The sequence below is a fragment of the Mucilaginibacter sp. genome (assembly GCF_028288225.1).
Lineage (GTDB): Bacteria > Bacteroidota > Bacteroidia > Sphingobacteriales > Sphingobacteriaceae > Mucilaginibacter.
In genome coordinates, this window is the sequence record NZ_JAQBOC010000047.1 from 64,321 (window position 1) to 84,555 (window position 20,235).

The 20,235-nt window shown below is 39.7% G+C and carries 17 protein-coding genes and 1 pseudogene; 11 read left to right on the forward strand and 7 right to left on the reverse strand.

Translation table 11 applies throughout. The features are described 5' to 3' along the window. Positions 1 to 11 precede the first annotated feature (11 nt). From JWQ54_RS14600 to JWQ54_RS14620, 5 genes are all read left to right on the forward strand, one after another. Positions 12 to 1,325 carry a UDP-glucose/GDP-mannose dehydrogenase family protein gene (locus JWQ54_RS14600; protein ID WP_299585957.1) on the forward strand — a complete coding sequence of 438 codons (1,314 nt, stop codon included), beginning with the start codon at positions 12 to 14 and terminating at the stop codon, positions 1,323 to 1,325. Continuing rightward, complete coding sequence (locus tag JWQ54_RS14605) at positions 1,326 to 2,312, forward strand: UDP-glucuronic acid decarboxylase family protein (protein ID WP_299585960.1); 987 nt, start codon at positions 1,326 to 1,328, stop codon at positions 2,310 to 2,312. It abuts the gene before it with no gap. Next, on the forward strand, positions 2,312 to 3,334 hold the full coding sequence (gene galE, locus JWQ54_RS14610; RefSeq protein WP_299585963.1) for a UDP-glucose 4-epimerase GalE: 1,023 nt from the start codon (positions 2,312 to 2,314) through the stop codon (positions 3,332 to 3,334). The genes JWQ54_RS14605 and galE overlap by 1 nt, the downstream gene beginning before the upstream one ends. Positions 3,335 to 3,412: 78 nt before the next feature. Further along, on the forward strand, positions 3,413 to 4,465 hold the full coding sequence (gene rfbB / locus JWQ54_RS14615; RefSeq protein ID WP_299585966.1) for a dTDP-glucose 4,6-dehydratase: 1,053 nt from the start codon (positions 3,413 to 3,415) through the stop codon (positions 4,463 to 4,465). A 2-nt stretch (positions 4,466 to 4,467) separates the two neighbouring features. Continuing rightward, the gene (locus JWQ54_RS14620; protein WP_299585968.1) at positions 4,468 to 5,208 is read left to right on the forward strand and encodes a CpsB/CapC family capsule biosynthesis tyrosine phosphatase; all 741 of its coding nucleotides are present in this window, start codon (positions 4,468 to 4,470) and stop codon (positions 5,206 to 5,208) included. Between the two features lie 141 nt (positions 5,209 to 5,349). On the opposite strand, the gene JWQ54_RS14625 is transcribed toward JWQ54_RS14620, so the two are convergent. From JWQ54_RS14625 to JWQ54_RS14650, 6 genes are all read right to left on the reverse strand, one after another. Beyond that, a complete protein-coding gene (locus JWQ54_RS14625) occupies positions 5,350 to 6,591 on the reverse strand; it encodes an ABC transporter permease (protein ID WP_299585970.1) in 1,242 nt (413 codons plus the stop codon). A gap of 121 nt (positions 6,592 to 6,712) precedes the next feature. Continuing rightward, positions 6,713 to 8,137: a S41 family peptidase gene (locus tag JWQ54_RS14630; protein WP_299585973.1), complete on the reverse strand. Its 1,425-nt coding sequence runs from the start codon at positions 8,135 to 8,137 to the stop codon at positions 6,713 to 6,715. A gap of 183 nt (positions 8,138 to 8,320) precedes the next feature. After that, entirely contained in the window at positions 8,321 to 12,031 is a 3,711-nt protein-coding gene (locus JWQ54_RS14635; protein WP_299585976.1) for an ATP-binding protein, read from the reverse strand. Positions 12,032 to 12,239: 208 nt separating this feature from the next. Further along, positions 12,240 to 13,124 carry an ACP S-malonyltransferase gene (gene fabD / locus JWQ54_RS14640; protein ID WP_299585978.1) on the reverse strand — a complete coding sequence of 295 codons (885 nt, stop codon included), beginning with the start codon at positions 13,122 to 13,124 and terminating at the stop codon, positions 12,240 to 12,242. A gap of 117 nt (positions 13,125 to 13,241) precedes the next feature. Next, complete coding sequence (gene folE, locus JWQ54_RS14645) at positions 13,242 to 13,880, reverse strand: GTP cyclohydrolase I FolE (RefSeq protein ID WP_299585980.1); 639 nt, start codon at positions 13,878 to 13,880, stop codon at positions 13,242 to 13,244. 9 nt (positions 13,881 to 13,889) lie between these two features. Further along, on the reverse strand, positions 13,890 to 14,306 hold the full coding sequence (locus tag JWQ54_RS14650) for a 6-carboxytetrahydropterin synthase (RefSeq protein ID WP_299586014.1): 417 nt from the start codon (positions 14,304 to 14,306) through the stop codon (positions 13,890 to 13,892). 76 nt (positions 14,307 to 14,382) lie between these two features. Here JWQ54_RS14650 and mqnB point away from each other — a divergent pair, with 76 nt between their 5' ends. The 6 genes and pseudogenes from mqnB (at position 14,383) to JWQ54_RS14675 (ending at position 19,463) form a co-directional block, all read left to right on the forward strand. After that, entirely contained in the window at positions 14,383 to 15,102 is a 720-nt protein-coding gene (gene mqnB, locus JWQ54_RS14655) for a futalosine hydrolase (protein ID WP_299585982.1), read from the forward strand. A gap of 84 nt (positions 15,103 to 15,186) precedes the next feature. Next, positions 15,187 to 16,068, forward strand: a complete 882-nt coding sequence (locus JWQ54_RS14660; RefSeq protein WP_299585984.1) for a 1,4-dihydroxy-6-naphthoate synthase — start codon at positions 15,187 to 15,189, stop codon at positions 16,066 to 16,068. A 104-nt stretch (positions 16,069 to 16,172) separates the two neighbouring features. Beyond that, positions 16,173 to 16,889, forward strand: a complete 717-nt coding sequence (gene truB, locus JWQ54_RS14665) for a tRNA pseudouridine(55) synthase TruB (RefSeq protein WP_299585986.1) — start codon at positions 16,173 to 16,175, stop codon at positions 16,887 to 16,889. Between the two features lie 90 nt (positions 16,890 to 16,979). Further along, a pseudogene (locus JWQ54_RS29180) lies at positions 16,980 to 17,241 on the forward strand (GxxExxY protein). 95 nt (positions 17,242 to 17,336) lie between these two features. Then, complete coding sequence (locus JWQ54_RS14670) at positions 17,337 to 18,269, forward strand: bifunctional riboflavin kinase/FAD synthetase (protein WP_299585989.1); 933 nt, start codon at positions 17,337 to 17,339, stop codon at positions 18,267 to 18,269. 144 nt (positions 18,270 to 18,413) lie between these two features. Next, positions 18,414 to 19,463: a DUF2157 domain-containing protein gene (locus JWQ54_RS14675; RefSeq protein ID WP_299585991.1), complete on the forward strand. Its 1,050-nt coding sequence runs from the start codon at positions 18,414 to 18,416 to the stop codon at positions 19,461 to 19,463. A 45-nt stretch (positions 19,464 to 19,508) separates the two neighbouring features. Here the strand turns inward: JWQ54_RS14675 and JWQ54_RS14680 are convergent, their stop codons facing one another. Then, entirely contained in the window at positions 19,509 to 20,132 is a 624-nt protein-coding gene (locus tag JWQ54_RS14680) for a LysE family transporter (RefSeq protein ID WP_299585993.1), read from the reverse strand. Between the last annotated feature and the right edge of the window lie 103 nt (positions 20,133 to 20,235).

Below are 20,235 nucleotides of genomic sequence, written 5' to 3' on the forward strand. Positions count from 1 at the left end.
AATATTTATTTATGAAAATTGCTGTTATCGGAACGGGCTACGTTGGCCTGGTGACCGGAACTTGTTTAGCCGAAACCGGTAATGAAGTTGTATGTGTAGATATAGTTGAAGAAAAGGTCAACAAAATGCGTGCTGGCGAAATGCCAATTTATGAGCCGGGCCTTGATCTGTTATTTCACAGGAATATAAAGCAGGAAAGATTAACTTTTACAACCAACCTTGCCGAGGCTATTGCCCCTGCAAAGGTTATATTTTTGGCATTGCCCACGCCTCCGGGTGCTGATGGCTCTGCCGACCTGAGCTATGTGCTTGGGGCAGCAAAGGATATAGCTAAGATCATTACAGAATATAAGGTGATAGTTACCAAATCAACAGTTCCGGTTGGCACTGCTGATAAAGTTACGGCGGTAATGAAAGCAAATACCGATGTTCCGTTTGCAGTGGTGTCGAACCCTGAATTTTTACGGGAAGGTGTTGCCGTTGAAGATTTTATGAAACCCGACAGGGTGGTTATTGGCACTATGGACGAGAAAGCCCGCCAAATAATGGGCGATCTGTATGCACCTTATGTACGCCAGGGTAACCCCATCATTTATATGGATGAGCGTTCATCTGAGCTGACTAAATATGCCGCCAACTCATTCCTGGCAACCAAAATTACTTTTATGAACGAGATTGCTAACCTGTGTGAGCTTGTTGGCGCCGATGTGGATATGGTTAGGAAGGGAGTAGGCGCTGATGCCCGTATTGGCAAGCGCTTTTTGTTTCCGGGTGTTGGCTATGGCGGCAGCTGTTTTCCAAAAGACGTACAGGCACTTGCAAAATCGGCCCAGGAAAATAAATATGAGTTTAAGATCCTGAACTCGGTAATGGAAGTTAATGAAACACAAAAAAGACGCCTGGTTGTTAAACTGCGTGAATATTATGGCGAAGGCGGATTAAAAGGAAAAACTTTTGCGCTTTGGGGACTGGCCTTTAAACCGGAAACTGATGATATCCGCGAGGCCCCGGCTTTATATATAATTGATGAGCTGCTTGCCGAAGGTGCTAAGGTTGTTGCTTATGACCCGGAAGGTATGCCAAATGTTAAGAAATTACTTGGCGACAAAATAAGCTATTCGTCCGACAGGTATTCGGCGCTTGATGGGGCGGATGCTTTGCTGATAATAACTGAATGGCCGGTTTTCAGAACGCCGGATTTTGATTTTATGAAAGAAAAGTTAAAAGCACCTGTTATATTTGATGGTCGTAACCTTTATGACCTGGACAGGATGAAAGATAATGGGTTTTATTACAGTAGCATCGGACGCAAAATAGTTAGTTAAATGGCAGGACGTAAAAGAATATTAATAACCGGGGCAGCCGGTTTTTTAGGCTCGCATTTGTGCGATAGGTTTATTGCTGAAGATTACCATGTTATTGGCATGGATAACCTGATAACCGGCGATCTGAGAAATATTGAACATTTATTTAAGCTGGAAAATTTTGAGTTTTACAACCATGATGTTTCCAAATTTGTTTACGTTCCCGGCGATCTGCATTATATACTTCACTTTGCTTCGCCCGCAAGCCCCATTGATTACTTAAAAATACCCATCCAAACTTTAAAAGTAGGTTCATTAGGTACACATAACCTTTTGGGGCTGGCACGTTCAAAAAAAGCAAGGATGCTGATTGCGTCAACATCTGAAGTATATGGCGACCCTAACATAAACCCACAGCCCGAAGAGTACTGGGGTAATGTTAACCCTGTTGGCCCCCGCGGTGTTTATGACGAGGCCAAACGTTTCCAGGAAGCCATTACCATGGCTTACCATACCTTTCATGGTTTAGAAACACGGATCATCCGCATATTTAATACCTATGGCCCCCGCATGAGGCTTAACGACGGACGCGTATTACCTGCCTTTATTGGCCAGGCTTTAAGAGGTGAGTCACTAACCATGTTTGGCGATGGTTCACAAACACGGTCTTTTTGTTATGTTGATGATTTGGTTGAAGGCATTTATCGCTTATTATTCAGCGATTATGCGCAGCCAATGAATATCGGCAATCCTGACGAGATAACCATCCGCGAATTTGGCGAGGAGATAATTAAGCTAACAGGAACCGATCAAAAATTGATAAGTCTGCCATTGCCAACCGACGACCCCAAACAGCGCAGGCCTGATATTACCAAAGCTAAAAGCATTTTAGGCTGGGAGCCAAAAGTTTCAAGAAGCGAAGGGTTGAAAATTACTTACGAATATTTTAAATCGCTTCCGGAAACAGAAATACAGCATAAAGATTTTACATACTATAATAAAAACTAATGGCTAAAATATTAGTAACAGGCGGTTTAGGTTATATAGGGTCGCATACCGTAGTTGAACTTGTAAGCGCCGGGTATGAACCTATAATAGTTGATGACTTGTCGAACTCCAACGTTAAGATATTAGATCAGCTGAGCAAAATTATTGGGTTTAAACCAGCTTTTTACCAGTTTGATATTTGTGACGAGCAAAAACTGAAAGATTTTACAGCCGCTGAGACTGATATTGATGGCATTATTCATTTTGCAGCTTTTAAAGCGGTCGGGGAATCTGTTCATAACCCGTTAAAATATTACCGTAACAATATTTATTCATTGGTTAATTTATTGGATGCCTATAACGGTAAGCCCGTGAAGTTTGTTTTTTCATCAAGCTGCACTGTATATGGCCAGCCGGATGAATTGCCGGTAACTGAAAACGCACCGGTTAAACCGGCGCAATCGCCATACGGCAATACAAAACAAATAGCCGAAGAGATCTTAAAAGATGCCATTATTGCAGGTAACGCCCATAAAGTTATTGCATTAAGATACTTTAATCCGGTGGGAGCACATGAAACAGCACTGATTGGCGAGTTGCCCAATGGCGTTCCGCAAAATCTTGTGCCTTTTATAACTCAAACCGCTATTGGCAAACGCGAAAAAATAACTGTTTATGGCAATGACTATCACACCAAAGACGGTAGCTGCATACGCGATTATATTCATGTTGTTGATCTGGCAAAAGCACATGTAGCAGCTTTAAAGCTAATGGCGAACAATAGTTTTAAAGGTTATGATGTATTTAATTTAGGAACCGGCAACGGCAATACAGTATTAGAAATAATAGCTGCTTTTGAAAATACTACCGGCGTAAAATTAAATTACGAAATTGGCCCCCGCAGGGATGGCGATGTTGAGAAGGTTTGGGGCGATGTGACAAAATCATCACGGATATTAAACTGGACAGCGAAATTAGGTATTGATACCATGATGGCATCTGCCTGGGAATGGGAAAAATATTTATCGCAAAACCCATTTTAACTTTATAATAAAGGCATACCATTGTATATTGGTACTACAGCCAATAGTATCAACCCAAATAACAATAAATACTATCTAATGAAAAAGATAATTATTACCGGGGGGGCAGGTTTTATCGGATCGCACGTTGTACGCCGCTTTGTAAAAAACTATCCTGGTTACAGTATTATTAACCTCGATAAATTAACCTACGCAGGTAACCTGGCTAATTTGAAAGATATTGAAGATGAGCCAAACTATCAGTTTATAAAAGGTGATATTGTTGATATCGAATTTATACAAAATCTATTTGCTGATGAACAGCCTGATGCAATAATACACCTTGCTGCCGAATCGCATGTGGACAGGTCAATTACTAATCCGCTTGAGTTTGTTATGACGAACGTTGTAGGCACAGTAAATCTTTTAAATACCGCTCGCAAGGCCTGGAAGGGCAGGTATGACCAAACCCGCTTTTACCATGTATCAACCGACGAGGTGTATGGCTCATTAGGCGAAACCGGGATGTTTACTGAAGAAACGGGTTATGATCCTCATTCTCCATACTCAGCTTCAAAAGCAGGCTCTGATCATTTTGTAAGGGCTTATCATGATACTTACGGGCTTGATACCGTGATTTCAAACTGCTCAAATAATTACGGCTCGTTTCACTTTCCCGAGAAACTGATACCGCTTGCTATTAATAACATTAAACAAAAGAAACCGGTACCTGTTTATGGCAAGGGCGAGAACATTAGGGATTGGCTATGGGTTGAGGACCATGCCAGGGCAATTGACCTGTTATTTCACAAGGCCAAAGCAGGATCTACCTATAACATAGGCGGCCACAATGAATGGAAAAACATTGACCTGATAAAATTGTTGTGCCAGATCCTTGATGTTAAGCTAAACAGGCCTGCAGGTGAGTCTGAAAGTTTGATTACCTTCGTAACAGACAGGGCCGGGCACGATCTGAGATATGCCATTGATGCATCAAAACTTAAAGATGAATTAGGATGGGTACCTTCCATTACTTTTGAAGAAGGCCTTGAGAAAACCGTTGAATGGTATCTTGATAATGAAGAATGGCTGAATGATGTTACTTCCGGTCATTACCAGCAATATTATGGGGAGCAATATAACGATCGCTAAAAATGTTTGGGTTATTTAAAAAGAAAGCAGAAAAAAAGGAAATCACATTTGACTATAGCTCAATAGCGGTTGATATGCATTCTCATGTACTGCCGGGTATTGATGATGGTGCGCAAAATCCGCAGGAATCAATCTTTCTTATAAAACAAATGATAGCGGTGGGAATAAAAAAAATAATTGCCACCCCGCACATTATGGTTGATTATTATAGAAATACTTCCGAAACCATTAATGGTGCGCTTGAGATACTTAAGGCCGAGCTTGTAAAGGAAAACTTAAATATAGAATTACAGGCAGCGGCCGAACATTATTTTGATGAAACTTTTGAAGCCCGGGTTGATGATGGCAAATTGATGGTGATGGGTGACAACTATGTGCTTTTTGAATTTTCATTTATTAGTAAACCACTCAATATGATCCCGGTAATTCAAAAATTACGGGATCTGGGTTATAAGCCGATCCTGGCCCACCCTGAAAGATACCCTTATATGGACCTGGAACAATTTAAAACACTGCACGATTGGGGTGTTGATTTCCAGTTAAATACAATATCATTAACCGGTTATTATGGTAAAGAAGCAAAAAAAATTGCCGAAGAGCTGATAGACCATCAACTGATCAATTTTATATCAAGCGATATGCACCACCCAAGGCATGCCGAAGCATTTAAAAATGCTTTAAGAATGCCTTACCTTGAAAAGGTACTTTTTGATTATCCGTTGAAAAACACGTTGTTGATGTAAGGAATTAATGTACGTATGTGCAAATATGCAGATATGCGGATGAAAAATAAAGGTGTAGATGTAGATATTACATCAAATGGAGCATTTGCACATCCGAAATTCGCACATTCGCACATCTGCACATCCGAAATTCGCACATCCTTACTCATATCTCAAAGCCTCAACGGGATCAAGCCTGGATGCTTTTTTGGCAGGGTAAAAGCCGGATATTAACCCGATACCGGTACATAAAGCAATAGCACCAAATAACCATTTCCATGGGGTCACAAATGATCCGCTAATATTTACGGCAATCAGGTTCCCTATTGCCATCCCCAATATAATGCCGCCAACGCCGCCAATGAGGCAAATTACAATAGCTTCTATTAAAAATTGCTTCCGTATTATAGCCGGTGTAGCGCCCAATGCTTTGCGCAGGCCTATTTCGCGGGTACGCTCAGTTACCGAAACCAGCATAATGTTCATTAAGCCAATAGCAGCGCCAATTAGGGTAATAATACCTATTGTTGCCCCGCCAATAGTCATATATGAAAGTTGCCCGGATAATTCCGCTTGTATGGAATCACTTCTTTCTATTTCAAAATTATCATCATTCCCCACGTTAAGGCTGCGGATGTTTCTAAAAAGCGAAGTAGCTTCGCCGATGCTGGCATCCAGCGCTGCCGGGTTGTTCACTTTTATTGTAATGGTAAATGAGGTATGCGTAGAGTCTTTAAGCTGATTTGCCTTGACAACCGGAATAACACAAAACTTATCACCCCCAAACCCGGCGCTTGAGCCTTTTGACGCAAATACACCAATTACTTTAAACTGATTGTAACCTACAAATATCAATTTATTTATCGGGTCATTATCCTTAAAAAGCTTTTTCCTTATTTCATTGCCGATAATAACCACGTTTGTTCCGTGTTCCAGTTCCGAAGCGGAGAAGTTACGGCCAAAAGCTAATTTTTGCCCGTTAGTCACTAAATAGTTTTCGTTCGATCCGCTTACGGAGATATTAGGATTGGTTTTTTGATTGCCATATTTAGCGATAGCAGTGCCGGACAACTGTAAGTTTATAGCAATGACGGACGGTAACGAGAACTTTTTCTTAAACCTGTCGGCCTGATTATAGCGGATAGAAGGGTAAATTTTTCTATGCCCCCCATTCCCAAAATTCAAACCCGACCCCCTGTTTTGAATGGTAAATGAATTAGCCCCCAGACCCGCAAACGCATCATTGGTAAACTGTTTAACACCCTCAATTGCCGTTAAAATACCCACCAATGCCATAATACCAATAGCAATAATTAAAGCGGTAAGCGATGTACGCAACCTGTTGCCCGCTATTGATTGTAAGGCTATTGAAATATTTTCTTTGAAGGAGGTTTTTACGGCCATGGTATAAAACTAACAAAAAACTTGATGATAAGACTGTTATACCTACCGGTTTGTTACAGACGTATAGCTGTTAATATTTATAGTGGCTGAACGTGTTAAATAATAAGTAATTTATTGAAAATTAGTTTTTTTCAGCTAACTGAAGCGCTAAATCCATTTGCACATCCTTATGCTGCAAATAATCCTTGATTGTTGGCACTATGGTATAATCGGGAATAATCCCCCTGTCTTTATATTTCGATGATTTTACGGCGTTAAAGTATTCCCATAATGGAACATTAACCTTTATATGCGTGTTGGGCAGCTCAAGCGCTGTTCTTGCCCCTGAAGTATTGCCATGATACCCACCTCCCGTTTCTTCTCCAATAAACTTCACGTTGGGGAACTTTTTGGCAATACTGCAAAAGTCAGATGTGCCGGAAAAACATAACCCGTTGATCAACACATATACCGGGCTGCTAAAATTATTTTCATGTGGCTGCTGTATAGCAAGCTGCTCATGATCTTTAACCTCAAATTTTCTTGTAGTAGTTTTAATAGAATCATAATAGGAAAACGGGCGATCAGTAAGGTATGAATTCAATAAGGCCCCGTTGCCATCCTCCCCTCCACCATTATCCCTTACATCAATAATCAATTTTTTAATGTGCTTTCCGGCTATTGCCGCAAAAGCATCTTGTAAAAAACGGGCCAGGTTTTCGTTAGTTTTTTCAAGCTTAAAATTGTGAAGGCTTTTAACAGTCAGCACAGCCACATTACCCGGCTGATAGGATAATTTTAAATATTGTGAAATTGGGATTGGCGCCGTATGACAATCGATATTTTGAAAAAGCGCTGCTTGTAGCTTAATATTTCCTTTTTTTCCATCCGGACCTATAAAGCCCACATCAAAAACAGGCTTTTCGCCATAAACAAGATAATACAGGTAAAAGAAAGGATCATCGCCATCATTCATTTGCGCATATTTACCGGTTTTAATGCTCCCATCTGATGGAATGTACCCCAATAACTTCCCCCTGAGCTTATTAACGCTAACATGATCAATGGTGGTGATCTCTGACCCGGCTATAAGGCCTTTGGTATTGCAGGTGATATAGGCTTTTGTACCTATCAGGCGCAACATCAAAGGGGAAAATTTAGCCTGCGCAATTAACCCCTTTATTGCATCACCAGGTAGAAAAGCAGATGTATGCTCATCTTCAATTTCGCTCACAATATTGCACACCATGGCATAATAAGTTATTAGCGTCATCGGATGCTCCAGTTGTTCACTGCAGCTTTCAAATAATTGATCCATTTGCTTTTTGGTCTTATATCGGTATAGTCCGCCATGTAATTTTTGCAGCGAATCTTTGAGAATCGCAAGATCCTGTTTTAGTAGCCCGGCATCTATTATTTTAGCTGCATCATTCGCAGACTGCGCGAAAGAAACTGTGACTACTGTAAATAAAAGGATAAAGGCCAGTAGTCTTTTTTTATACTGAAAACAATAGTTCTCATCGCCCGCCTTGGGGGTCAGTTGTAAGGTGATGCCAATTCTTCTCATGTTCAACCATTTTTTAATTCACGTCAAATATAGTACTATTTATAACATAGTACTATAACTTAATTGGAAATACACTTTATGATTTCGAATTATTATGAAGAATATTGAAGAAATGTCATGAAAGAAGGTGTGCTCAACCCTGAGATATTTTCAACTTAAAAGAGAACAGGAGCCGTATTATCCCTACGCCAAAGCCGAAGGCAGGCTTAAGTAAAAGGTAGTGCCTTCGCCAAGCTGGGTTTCAAACCAAACTTTGCCCCCGGCATTTTCAATGGAATTTTTAACAAAGGCTAATCCAAGCCCGGTGCCTGAGCTTTTAGTAGTAAAATTGGGCTCAAAGATCTTTTCCCTTAAATTTTCGGGAATACCATTGCCATTATCTTTTATAGTGAGCAAAATATTTTTATTGGTTACCAGGTAGTTTATTTCAATTAAGCCAAACCTGTATGAGGGAGCTGCCTCAATTGCATTTTTTAACAAATTATTAAAGCATCGTAGCAGCTGGTCGCGGTCGGCATTTATAATAAAAGGGGTTTCGGGCCTTGGGTACACAATTTTAACGTTATCCATTTGCTTAAAAATGGTGACCGCCTGGGTTAGCACATCAAAAATATTTATGCGTTCAAGCTTGGTATCGGGCATTTTTGCAAAAGCCGAAAATTCGGAGGCGATGTTCGATAAGCTTTCTATCTGCTCAACAAATGATTTGCTGAACCTTTCAAACTTCTGATCAAACTTAGGATCTTTATCTTTCCATGATTTATCAAGCAATTGCAGCCCAAGTTTTAACGGCGTTAAAGGGTTTTTAATTTCATGTGCTACCTGTTTAGCCATTTCGCGCCAGGCGCTTTCTCTTTCACTTTGAGCCAGCTTTTGCGCACTATTTTCAAGTGCGGCTATCATTTTATTATACTCCTTTACCAATGCACCAATCTCGTCATTACGGTCCCAGCGAATGGGTTCATTCTTTTTGCCATAAGTTGTTTTACTTAAGCTGAACTGAATGAAGCTTAGGGGCGCCGTTATCTGTCTTGCAATTATAACTGCTAACAGGCCAATAGCTATAAAAATTAAAGCATAAACATTTATCATTATATTTAATAATGATCCGATGCGCTCTTTATAGTCAGCCTCGTTACTGAAATACGGCAGCTGTAAATAGGCTATTGTTTCGTTTTTTGAATTTCGAACCGGCACATAGGCCGCCTTATAACTAAGCTTTCCAATAATTTCATCATTAACAAATTCCGACCTTTGAAACTTACTTAAGTATATAAAAGCCAGGGCATTCATATGCCTTGTTATTAAACCAACCTCGTAAATTTTCGGCTGGGTGTTAATCAGCTCCAAGCCATTAGTATCAAACAAGGTAAGGTCGGCAGAGTAAGTATTGGCAAAATCATTAAAATTCACCTGGCTTTCCTCACTAATGTTTGACAAGTACTTATTATAGGAGCTGCTTTCAAATGCACTGGCTATGCGGGTTATTTTTTCCCTTATGGTTTTTTCCTGCTGAGTTTGATATTGGGTACTTATTGAAAAAAAAGTAATAAAACCAACGGCTATCAGGGTGGCTACAACAGTAACTATCATTGAAAACTGAATACGCGTTTTGTATAATATCAGGTCGAAATTTAATCTGAAATTCCACCTTATCCTATCGTTTTTTATATTGAATATTTTAATCCTGATCCATAGCCAGCTGGTTAATAATATCAAACAGCTAAACAGCAAAAAAACTACAAAAAAGAAGGTGATAGAAGTAATGCCCAAAAACAGCAGATTTTGCTCTTTGCTTACTATAATTAAGTTACGTTCGCTAGGTTTATAAATTAAATGATTGTAAGTAGTAAACCGCGAATACCATTCGGGCTGTCTGCCTTTGGTAGTTTTAGTTACATATTTTTTTAGCTGGCCCTGAAGGCTATTATTTTCGAGGTTATAAACATAAGATCCGCTTTGTGTTACCAGCTTATTATCATTATAAAATGCGTACGAGTAGTTTTTAAACTCATCGTCCCGGCTAATCTGCCCGTCAATTAAAAGATCAGGAAAAGAGGCATAAGTTTGCAGCGGTTTAGACTTAAGCTCAACAACTATAGTCCCAAGGCTTACATCATTTTGAGCGATGGGCAGAATGGCAAAATAATTCTGAAATCCAAATGATTCATTTACACGATAAAAGAAATCTGAAACTTTAAATGAACTATAAAGCACAAGATCTTTAAATACCCCTAACGAATAATTTCTATCATTAGATAGCGGCTGATCTTTGCTGTCAAATTCATGTACATTAAAATCGTACTTTGATAAATATCCGTTAAAATACAGCTTCTGCAGGCGGGTCTTTATATAATTTGTATTCCGGACCGTATCTGTAAAATATTCAATTATAGATGGATCTGAAATTATTTGCGGACCGATTTTCTTAAATATAAGGTCGGCATTAACATCATCAGGTATTTCCAATTTCTGAATAAATGCTTTCCGGGTTTCTTTCTCTTTTATCGATTCGAAATGATTTAAATTCAGAGCAGATATCAGCGAGCAAACTAATATCATAAATGATAATGAAATGGCATTTATACTGCCGCCATGGTACCTGTATGCATACGCCCTTGTAAAAACGAGTATGGCCAACAGAAAATAAAACAGGGTAAAGCCCTGGTACACGGAAGCAATAACCGTAGCTAAAATAACTGCAATAATTAAAATTAATGCCTTGTATGTATCGGAGATGAGAAGCCTATGGGTTACAGTTAAAAAAATCTCATTCAAAAGGTAAAATATAAGGAAGCTAAAACAAAGCATTATAACCCCAAGTGCACTAAAAAAGGAAAGGTTAAGCACATTGCTTACATCAAAGCTTATTTTTGAGTTTATAACCAGCCCATAAAAAAGATTTAAAAGTAAGGCTGCAACTATAATAAGTATAAGTATACCACACGTTACCAGTAAATAGCTGCCAATAATATTGGTAACGTTTTTAAACAAATGCCGCCGCCAGGTATATAAAAAACTTACAAACCAGGTTATAAATAATATATTGATACAAAAATCTCCAAGGGAGCGGAACGCAGTACTGGAAGCGTATAACAGTGGATCAAAAACAGCAAGTTTATAAGTAAAATCAGGCCAGTTGTAGTATAAATTTATCCATCGTACTAAAATAATAAATGCGGCCAATAAAGCTAATGAAATTACCAGGTAGCCCTTTGATGCTATATAATTACAAATATTGTTAATGAGGATACAAAAGCATAGCAGGGTTAAGAGCCATATAGTTATCTCAAAATAAAAAAAAGAATGATTAACCTCGCCTTGTTTTATTTTTACTGCAAATAAGAACGAGTGGTTAGTGCTGCGTATTTCATAAACATTTTTATCGGTAAAATCCGCTATCTCAATATTATCATCGGTAGTCAGATCAATTGCAAAACGATTTTGCAGGTATTCATTTTGATAGGCATAATCAATTTTTACCGGGATAAAAAAGATGGCTGAAAATTTACCTTCTCTTTTTTTTATAACCTCGTAATACCCATTTGGCTCTTTCCGGAATGAATATCCCTCCTTTATAGAAGCGGGGTACTTTGGTATAACCTTTACACCGCTCCAAAAGCTAATTTTATTATTATTTAGTGTTATAAACCAAATGTTGTTTTTTGTGGTAACATCGTTTATGAGGTCAATTGATGTTTGTGCAGAATTTTGAAGATCCTTTAATTTATTAAAGCTGTTTTTATCACTTAATAAATCATTAACGTAGCTTTCTTTTTTTTGCAAATTGCTCTCAAGTACTTTAGCAGTTTGATCGAGGTTGTTTACAGGGGTATACGTTTTACGGATAATAACAGCCGTTAAAAGCAAGCTGGCACACAATAAAGCCAGCATTAAACGTATTTTCCCGGATGTAGTCAATGGATATCAAATAATTTCAAATGTAACCAAAATTACAATCAGAAGTTTTTGGTCCTAAGTCTAAAGTTAAAAATAACAAATTAATACCTTCTTTACAGCCAGAAATCTTTAGTCCTGAGCCTGAAGTTAAAACAATCAATATAAACTTAAGACTCAGAACTTAGGACTATCGACTACAAGACTACTGTATGACTGCGCTTTCGGTAGGTATGTGGCGGTCAACCTTTTTAACCAGGCCTTGCAACACGCTGCCGGGCCCAACTTCGGTAAATGAAGTTGCCCCATCTTCCAGCATGTGTTTAACAGTTTGTGTCCAGCGCACAGGGCCTGTAAGCTGGGCAATTAAATTATGTTTTATCATTGCCGGGTCGGTATATGGTTTGGCATCAATATTTTGATACACCGGGCACATGGGTGCTTTAATTTCGGTATTTACTATAGCATGCTCCAGCTCAACCCTCGCAGCTTCCATTAACGGCGAGTGGAATGCACCGCCAACGTTTAGCTTTAATGCTCTTTTGGCACCGGCAGCTGTAAGCTCCTCGCAGGCTTTATCAACACCGGCTATCGTGCCTGATACTACCAGCTGACCAGGGCAATTATAATTAGCAGGCACGACAACATCACTAATGCGTTGACAAATATCTTCAACGGTAAAATCATCCAGGCCTATAATAGCCGCCATGGTTGATGACTGCAGCATACAGGCTTTTTGCATGGCATTGGCACGCGCAGCTACCAAACGCAGCCCATCCTCAAATAACAATGATTTACAAGCAACTAAGGCCGAAAACTCGCCAAGTGAATGCCCGGCTGCCATTTCGGGCTTAAAATCATCACCCATAACCCTGGCTAAAATTACTGAGTGTAAAAATATGGCCGGCTGTGTAACGTTGGTTTGTTTAAGGTCTTCATCGGTACCTTCAAACATCAGGTCTGTAATACGGAAGCCAAGTATTTCATTGGCCTGTTCAAATAAGACACGGGCCTGCTCTGATTTTTCATACAGATCTTTACCCATACCGACAAACTGGGCACCCTGCCCAGGGAAAATGTATGCTTTCATTGTGGTTATAGTTGATTAAGTTAGATTATGTTGATTGAGTTGACTAAGTTATAATATGTTGATTAATTTGTTTAATTTCTGATCAACTTAATCAACCACTTAACCCCATCAACTTAATCAACCTAGCTTAGCTGATATTAAATTTAGAAATTCGGTACGTGTCTTTTCTTTTAAAAATTCGCCGGTAAAAGCTGATGTTGTGGTAACTGAGTTTTGCTTTTGTACGCCACGCATGCTCATGCACAAGTGGCGGCACTCAATAACAATGCCTACGCCCCATGGGTTTAAAGTATCCTGGATACAATCGCGAATCTCATTGGTCAGCCGCTCCTGAACTTGCAGGCGCCTTGCAAAAACATCAACTACCCTTGGTATTTTACTTAGACCCACAACATACCCGTTAGGGATATAAGCAACATGCGCCTTGCCAAAAAACGGCAGCATATGGTGCTCGCACATGGAATATACTTCAATATCCTTTACTATAACCATTTGACTATACTCCTCTTTAAACATGGCAGAATTAAGGATCTCTTTTGCATCCAGATCATATCCCTGGGTTAAGTACAGCAAAGCCTTTGCTACCCGCTCGGGTGTTTTCAATAAGCCTTCGCGCTCGGGCTTTTCGCCAATTTGCTTTAAAACTTCATGATAATGACCAGAAAGGCTGGTTATCAAATCCGGATTATAACGATCTATTTTTATGTAGCCGTCAATATCTTCATCCCTGTCAGGGATATGGTTTTCTTTATTCATTTTTCAGGATTAATCACCAAAATACTCGGCAGAGTTATTTTCAGTTTCGTATAATTTAACCGAATGTAAAAACACACCCTCGTACGCTTCAATTGGTTTTTTTAACTGGTTAAAGATCTCTATACAAAGCAGCTCGGTTGATGCCATTTTGCCGGCCATAAAAGCAACATCTTTATTAATGTTCTTATGGTCAAGCTTTTCAATCACATAATCATTTATAATGATCTTTAACTCTTTTAAATCAATCAAATAACCGGTTGCATGGGTAACTTCACCCTTTACCGTAACAAACAGGTTGTAATTGTGTCCATGCCAATTGGGATTGGCACATTTGCCAAATACTTCCGCATTTTTCTCTTCGCTCCACTCCTCGCGGTACATTCTATGTGCCGCATTGAAATGTTCTTTGCGTGTAATATGTATCATCATAACTAATAATGGTACAAATATACAAAACAAAATCAGGCGTTATGTTTTATCTTAGCTGTCAAAAAAATGCAATATGCGGATATTGATTGTTGCTGCTACTGAGGACGAAGTTTCTCCGTTAATTTCGGAATTCGGAATTTCGATTTCGGAATTTTTCGGAAGCGCAAAAGCAGACAAAAAAGGTATTGAAACGGGATTATTTAATACTACATCCGAAATCGAACATCCGAAATTCGAAATCTCTTTACTCACAACCGGTGTAGGTATGGTAGCCACAGCATTTGCCCTTGGCAGGCACTTATCATCAAACAAATACGATCTGGTACTTAACCTGGGCATTGCAGGCAGCTTTGACCGGAATATTGCTTTAGGAGAAGTAGTGGAGATAACCGAAGATACCTTTGCTGAGCTGGGGGCAGAGGATGATGCTGATTTTTTATCGATAGATAAGATGGGTTTCGGCGAAGCAACTTATCAGCCAACAACAAAACTTGCTGACCTATACAATCTGTTTAATACTTTTAACCTTAAAACAGTATCTGCAATTACAGTTAATACCGTACATGGTAACGACAACACCATTAAAAAAATAACTGACAGACTAAATCCGCAGGTTGAAAGTATGGAAGGGGCCGCCTTTTTTTATGCCTGTAAACAGATGGATGTACTATGCCTGCAAATCAGGGCTGTGTCAAATTATGTAGAAAAACGAAACCGTGATAGCTGGAATATAGGGCTTGCCATAAAAAATCTGAATACCTTTGCCATCGAGTTTTTAAAGCTGTATGCCTGATGAGTTGATTGGGTTGATTAAGTGAGTGGTTTTGTCGACTTAATCCAACTTAATCAACCCAATCTAACTTAATCAACTTAAAATATGAAACTATCCCTCGGCTTTTCGCCCTGTCCTAATGATACGTTTATTTTTGATGCCATGATCCATCATAAAATTGACACCGAAGGTCTTGACTTCGAAGTATTTTATGATGATGTGGAAACCCTTAACCAAAAAGCCATGCGCGGTGAGCTGGATATTACCAAACTCAGCTATCATGCCTTTGCCTACGTAGCCGATAAATATGTTTTGATGGATGCAGGCAGCGCATTAGGCTTTGGCGTAGGTCCTTTACTAATTTCGGATGTCGAAATTTCGATTTCGGATTTACAAAGCGGAACAATCCGAAATGGAAAATCCGAAATCCGAAATCCTTTGATTGGCATTCCAGGCAAGTACACCACCGCCAACTTTTTATTAGGTACGGCCTTCCCAAACGCAACTAACAAAGTTGAGCTGGTGTTTTCGGACATTGAAAGTGCAGTACTTGATGGCAGGGTTGACATTGGCCTCATCATCCACGAAAACCGCTTTACTTACCAGGACAAAGGTTTAAAAAAGATCATCGACCTTGGCGATTACTGGGAAAAAGAAACCGGCTGCGCCATTCCGCTTGGCGGCATTGTTGCTAATCGCAGACTGCCATTGGATATTCAGCACAAAATAAACCGGGTGATCCGCCGCTCTGTAGAATTCGCTTTCGAAAACCCAAAATCCGGACTGGAATTTATCCGCTCACACGCCCAGGAAATGAGTGAAGAGGTGATGTATAAGCATATTGAGCTGTATGTAAATAAGTATTCTGTAGATTTGGGCGTTGAAGGAAGGAAAGCGATAAAGCTGCTTTTTGATAAAGCGCTTGAAAATCATATCATCCCGGAAGTGAAAGAAGATATCTTTTTGTCTGAACCGAACCGGGATTAAATGATTAACAGATTCCCTTGGATAACAACGCGACAAGCATTATGAAATCTTTTAATCAAGAGAATCATGGTTCAAAAACAATCATTGAAATCAAATAAAAATCAGTGCAATCATACAATAGAATAGAAGAATTTGCTGAAGGCCAACTATTACTGGTAAACAAGCCTTATAACTGGACCAGCTTTGATGTTGTGGGCAAGATCCGCAATTCATTTAAGCCTTTAAAACTTAAGGTTGGCCATGCCGGCACGCTCGATCCGCTGGCTACCGGGCTGCTCATCATCTGCACCGGGAAAATGACCAAGCAGATAGATACCTTCCAGGCGCAGGAAAAGGAATATACCGGCACCATGATACTGGGTGGAACTACCCCATCCTATGATATGGAAACTGAAGCCGATCAAAAGTTCGACATCAGCCATATTACGGAAGAGCAGATAAGAGCGGCATGCGCTCAGTTCATTGGCGACATACAGCAATACCCCCCCGCACACTCCGCTATAAAGATTGACGGTGAACGCCTTTATGAAAAAGCCCGCCGCGGCGAAGATGTTGAGCTCAGGCTGCGCAATGTTACCATAACAGAATTTGAAATAACTGGCATTGCCCTGCCCGAAATAAATTTCAGGGTGGTATGCAGCAAAGGCACCTATATCCGCTCGTTAGTGAACGATTTTGGGAAAGCCCTAAACAATGGTGCTTATCTTTCAAAACTCAGGCGTACCCGCAGTGGCGAATATAAAATTGAAGATGCCTGGGAGGTAATGGAACTGGTAAACACAATTAGAGAATTAAAGGTGATTTCACCGATTATAGAATAATGATTTCACCGATTGTTTTTATTTGATGATTTCACAGATTTTGGAGAATGATTACACCGATTATTTTTAAAACGGTAATAGCTACTACTTATGGGGAATTATGAAAATGATGAACTTACCGAAAAGATAATTGATTGTTGTTTTGAGGTGCATCGTTTATTAGTACCAGGCTTTATTGAAAAAATTTATGCTATGCGATATTTTTGTGGAAGGCAGGGTGATAGTTGAACTTAAATCAGTAACCGGGTATATTCCCAACTTATTCAAGGGCCAACTACTCTCATACCTAAAAGCAAGTAAAGTAAAAACCGGTTTATTAATAAACTTTGGCAACGCAAGCTGTGAGGTATAACGTATATCAGTTTAAAAAACTATAAGAATCGGTGAAATCACAAATCAAAAAATCGGTGAAATCGCTCCTACATCAGTGTAATCACAAATTAATAAATGAAAATCTACCATAATATAGATGAATTTACCCGGTTAAATAATGCGGTGGTTACCATCGGCACTTTTGATGGCGTACATACCGGGCACCGTAAAATTATATCCGGCTTAAAAAACCTTGCTGTAGAAACAGGCGGAGAAACAGTACTGCTCACTTTTTTCCCGCATCCGCGGATGATATTACATCCGGAGGATGAAAGTATAAAGATGATCAATACTATTAATGAAAAGGCAGAGATGCTGGAAGAGCTTGGGATTGACCATTTGATCATCACCCCATTTTCGCGCGACTTTTCAAACCAAACCGCTGAAGAATATATCCGCGATGTGCTGGTAAATAAGATCGGCACAAAAAAGATAGTAATAGGTTATGATCATCGTTTTGGTAAAGACAGGCAGGGCGGCCTTGAAGACCTGTTGCGCTTAGGGCCGGTATATGGTTTTGAGGTTGTTGAAATTCCTGAGCAGGACATTTACGAAGTCGCCATCAGCTCCACAAGGGTAAGAGAAGCCTTGCTAAATGGTGCAATTGAGCTTGCCAACACTTTTTTAAGCTACCCGTTTTTTATCACCGGCACCGTTATCCACGGCGACCAGCTGGGACGTACCATTGGCTATCCTACAGCGAACATAGTGATAGAAGAAAAATATAAGCTGATCCCTCTTGATGGCATTTTTGCTGTTAAGGTTAAAACCGGCGATATGGTTTACAAGGGCATGGCCTACATTGGCAGCCGCCCTACCGTTAACGGCCATACCCGCAATATTGAAGTGAATATTTTTGATTTCGACAAAGAGATCTACAACCAACAGGTCCGAATGGAGTTTTACAATTTTGTTCGCGACGATATGAAATTTGATTCACTTGATGCGCTGAAAGAACAGATCCGCAAGGATAAACTGGATGTGGAGGCGCTGTTGGGGGAAGAATAGTCCATGGTCCATAGTCGATGGTCCATAGCATTCATTTGGGTTCCATTTACAATACTTTATAGGATTAATATCTTAGGATCTCGCAATAGTTATTTAACTTGCAGATAAAACCATGGTCTATGGACCATCGACTATGGACTAAATATGGCCAAACTCAACTTAGATAAACAGGAAAGCGAATTCTTAAACAAGGCGATACAGCATTGGGAAGAGGAACATTTAATAGATGCCGGACTTGCCGAAAGCTTGCGCAACTCATATGAGGTTAAAGGGTTCGACTGGATGCGGCTGGCTAAATATTCATTCTGGATAGCTTTGTTTTGCGGTATCATTGCTGTTGGTTCATTAATTATTGATGATAAAGTTATCGAGTGGCTAAAAAAGCTTTATTACACGCCTGATATTGTTATCAGCGTTGTATCGGCAATCATAGCTGTTGTGTTGTTCTATTTTGGCCGGCGCTGGGAAAGCAAGTATCCTGAAAAGATCTTCAGTAACGAAGCTATTATTTTTACCGGTGTATTGTTTACCGCCTGCTGTATTGCCTACCTGGGCAAAACCTTTGATAACGGATCAGGCCATTATTCCTTATTGTTTTTATTATCCGTGTTTGTGTACGGTGTATTAGCCTGGCGGATGAATTCACGACTGATCTGGCTGTTCGCCCTGGTATCGCTGGGCAGTTGGTTTGGTACCGAAACCGGCTATCAAACCCGCTGGAGCGATTACTTTTTAGGGATGAACTACCCACTACGTTTTGTGCTGTTTGGCATGGTGTTGTTAACCAGCATCTATATACTTAAAAACCGCAAATGGTTTGAGCGTTTTTGGGAACTTACCTATGTGTCCGGAATGCTTTACCTGTTTATGTCGCTTTGGTTGCTCAGCATATTTGGCAATTTAGGCAGTATAGATACCTGGTGGCACATCAGGCAGATCAGCCTGTTTTACTGGGGCATTATTTCGGCAGTAGTTGCTGCAGGTTTTTTGTTTTATGGCTTAAAAACCAAAGACGTAATTGCCCGCGAATTCGGGATTACCTTCCTGCTTATTTTCATCTACACTAAATACTTCGAGTACTTTTGGGACCATACCAATAAAACATTATTCTTTGCCATACTTGGCGCATCATTCTGGCTGATTGGAAGGAAGGCGGAACGGATTTGGAATTTCAGGAGTAGAGTAGTTGATTGAGTTGGATTAGGTTGATTGAGTTGAAAGGTACTTTAACCCAATCAACTAATGCTTAAAAAACACCAAATAAACCTGTTTTACCACATGATAAGCTGCAAATGCAAAAAACAATATGGCTATGCTGGTATTAACCACTCTTGTGCTCAGTGCAAACTTGTCCTGTATGTATTTGGCGAATTTAGCGTAAAGAAACAGCGCTAAAAATGCACCGGCAGCTGCGCCAATACTAAATATCACTAAAGCTATCTGACCGTCAACAATCCACTCGTGTGTGATGAGGTAGGTTCCGGTTATCATCCAGAAGGGGATTTGTACCGGATTTAAAAAACCAAGCAGAATCCCATATCTTATACTTTCATGCTCTGAATAGTTTGCTTCAGGCGGTTTTTTGCGGTGGATCCAGGTTATTGTACCAAGCACACCGAATAAAACAACCATTACCCAGTCGATAACCATATCCAGCCGCACCTCGGCGCTGAGCCATTTGGCGGCATGCATTATAAAGTAAGTGAAAAAAAATTCGACAGATGAGAATGATATAATAAACAGCATAGCCTGTTTAAGGCCGCGGTTCATGGTAATTTTAACAAGCGTAAGGTTTATGTTTCCGGGTGGAACGTAGCCAATAAAGTTTGCTATCAACCCGATAAAAAATGTTAAAAATATCATTAATTAAAAGTAACAGGTTTATTAAACATGTTTAATAGCATTGCTTTATAGGAGCAAAATATTGGTAGAAAATATGGTTTATGTTTATTAGCATTAAGTTAAG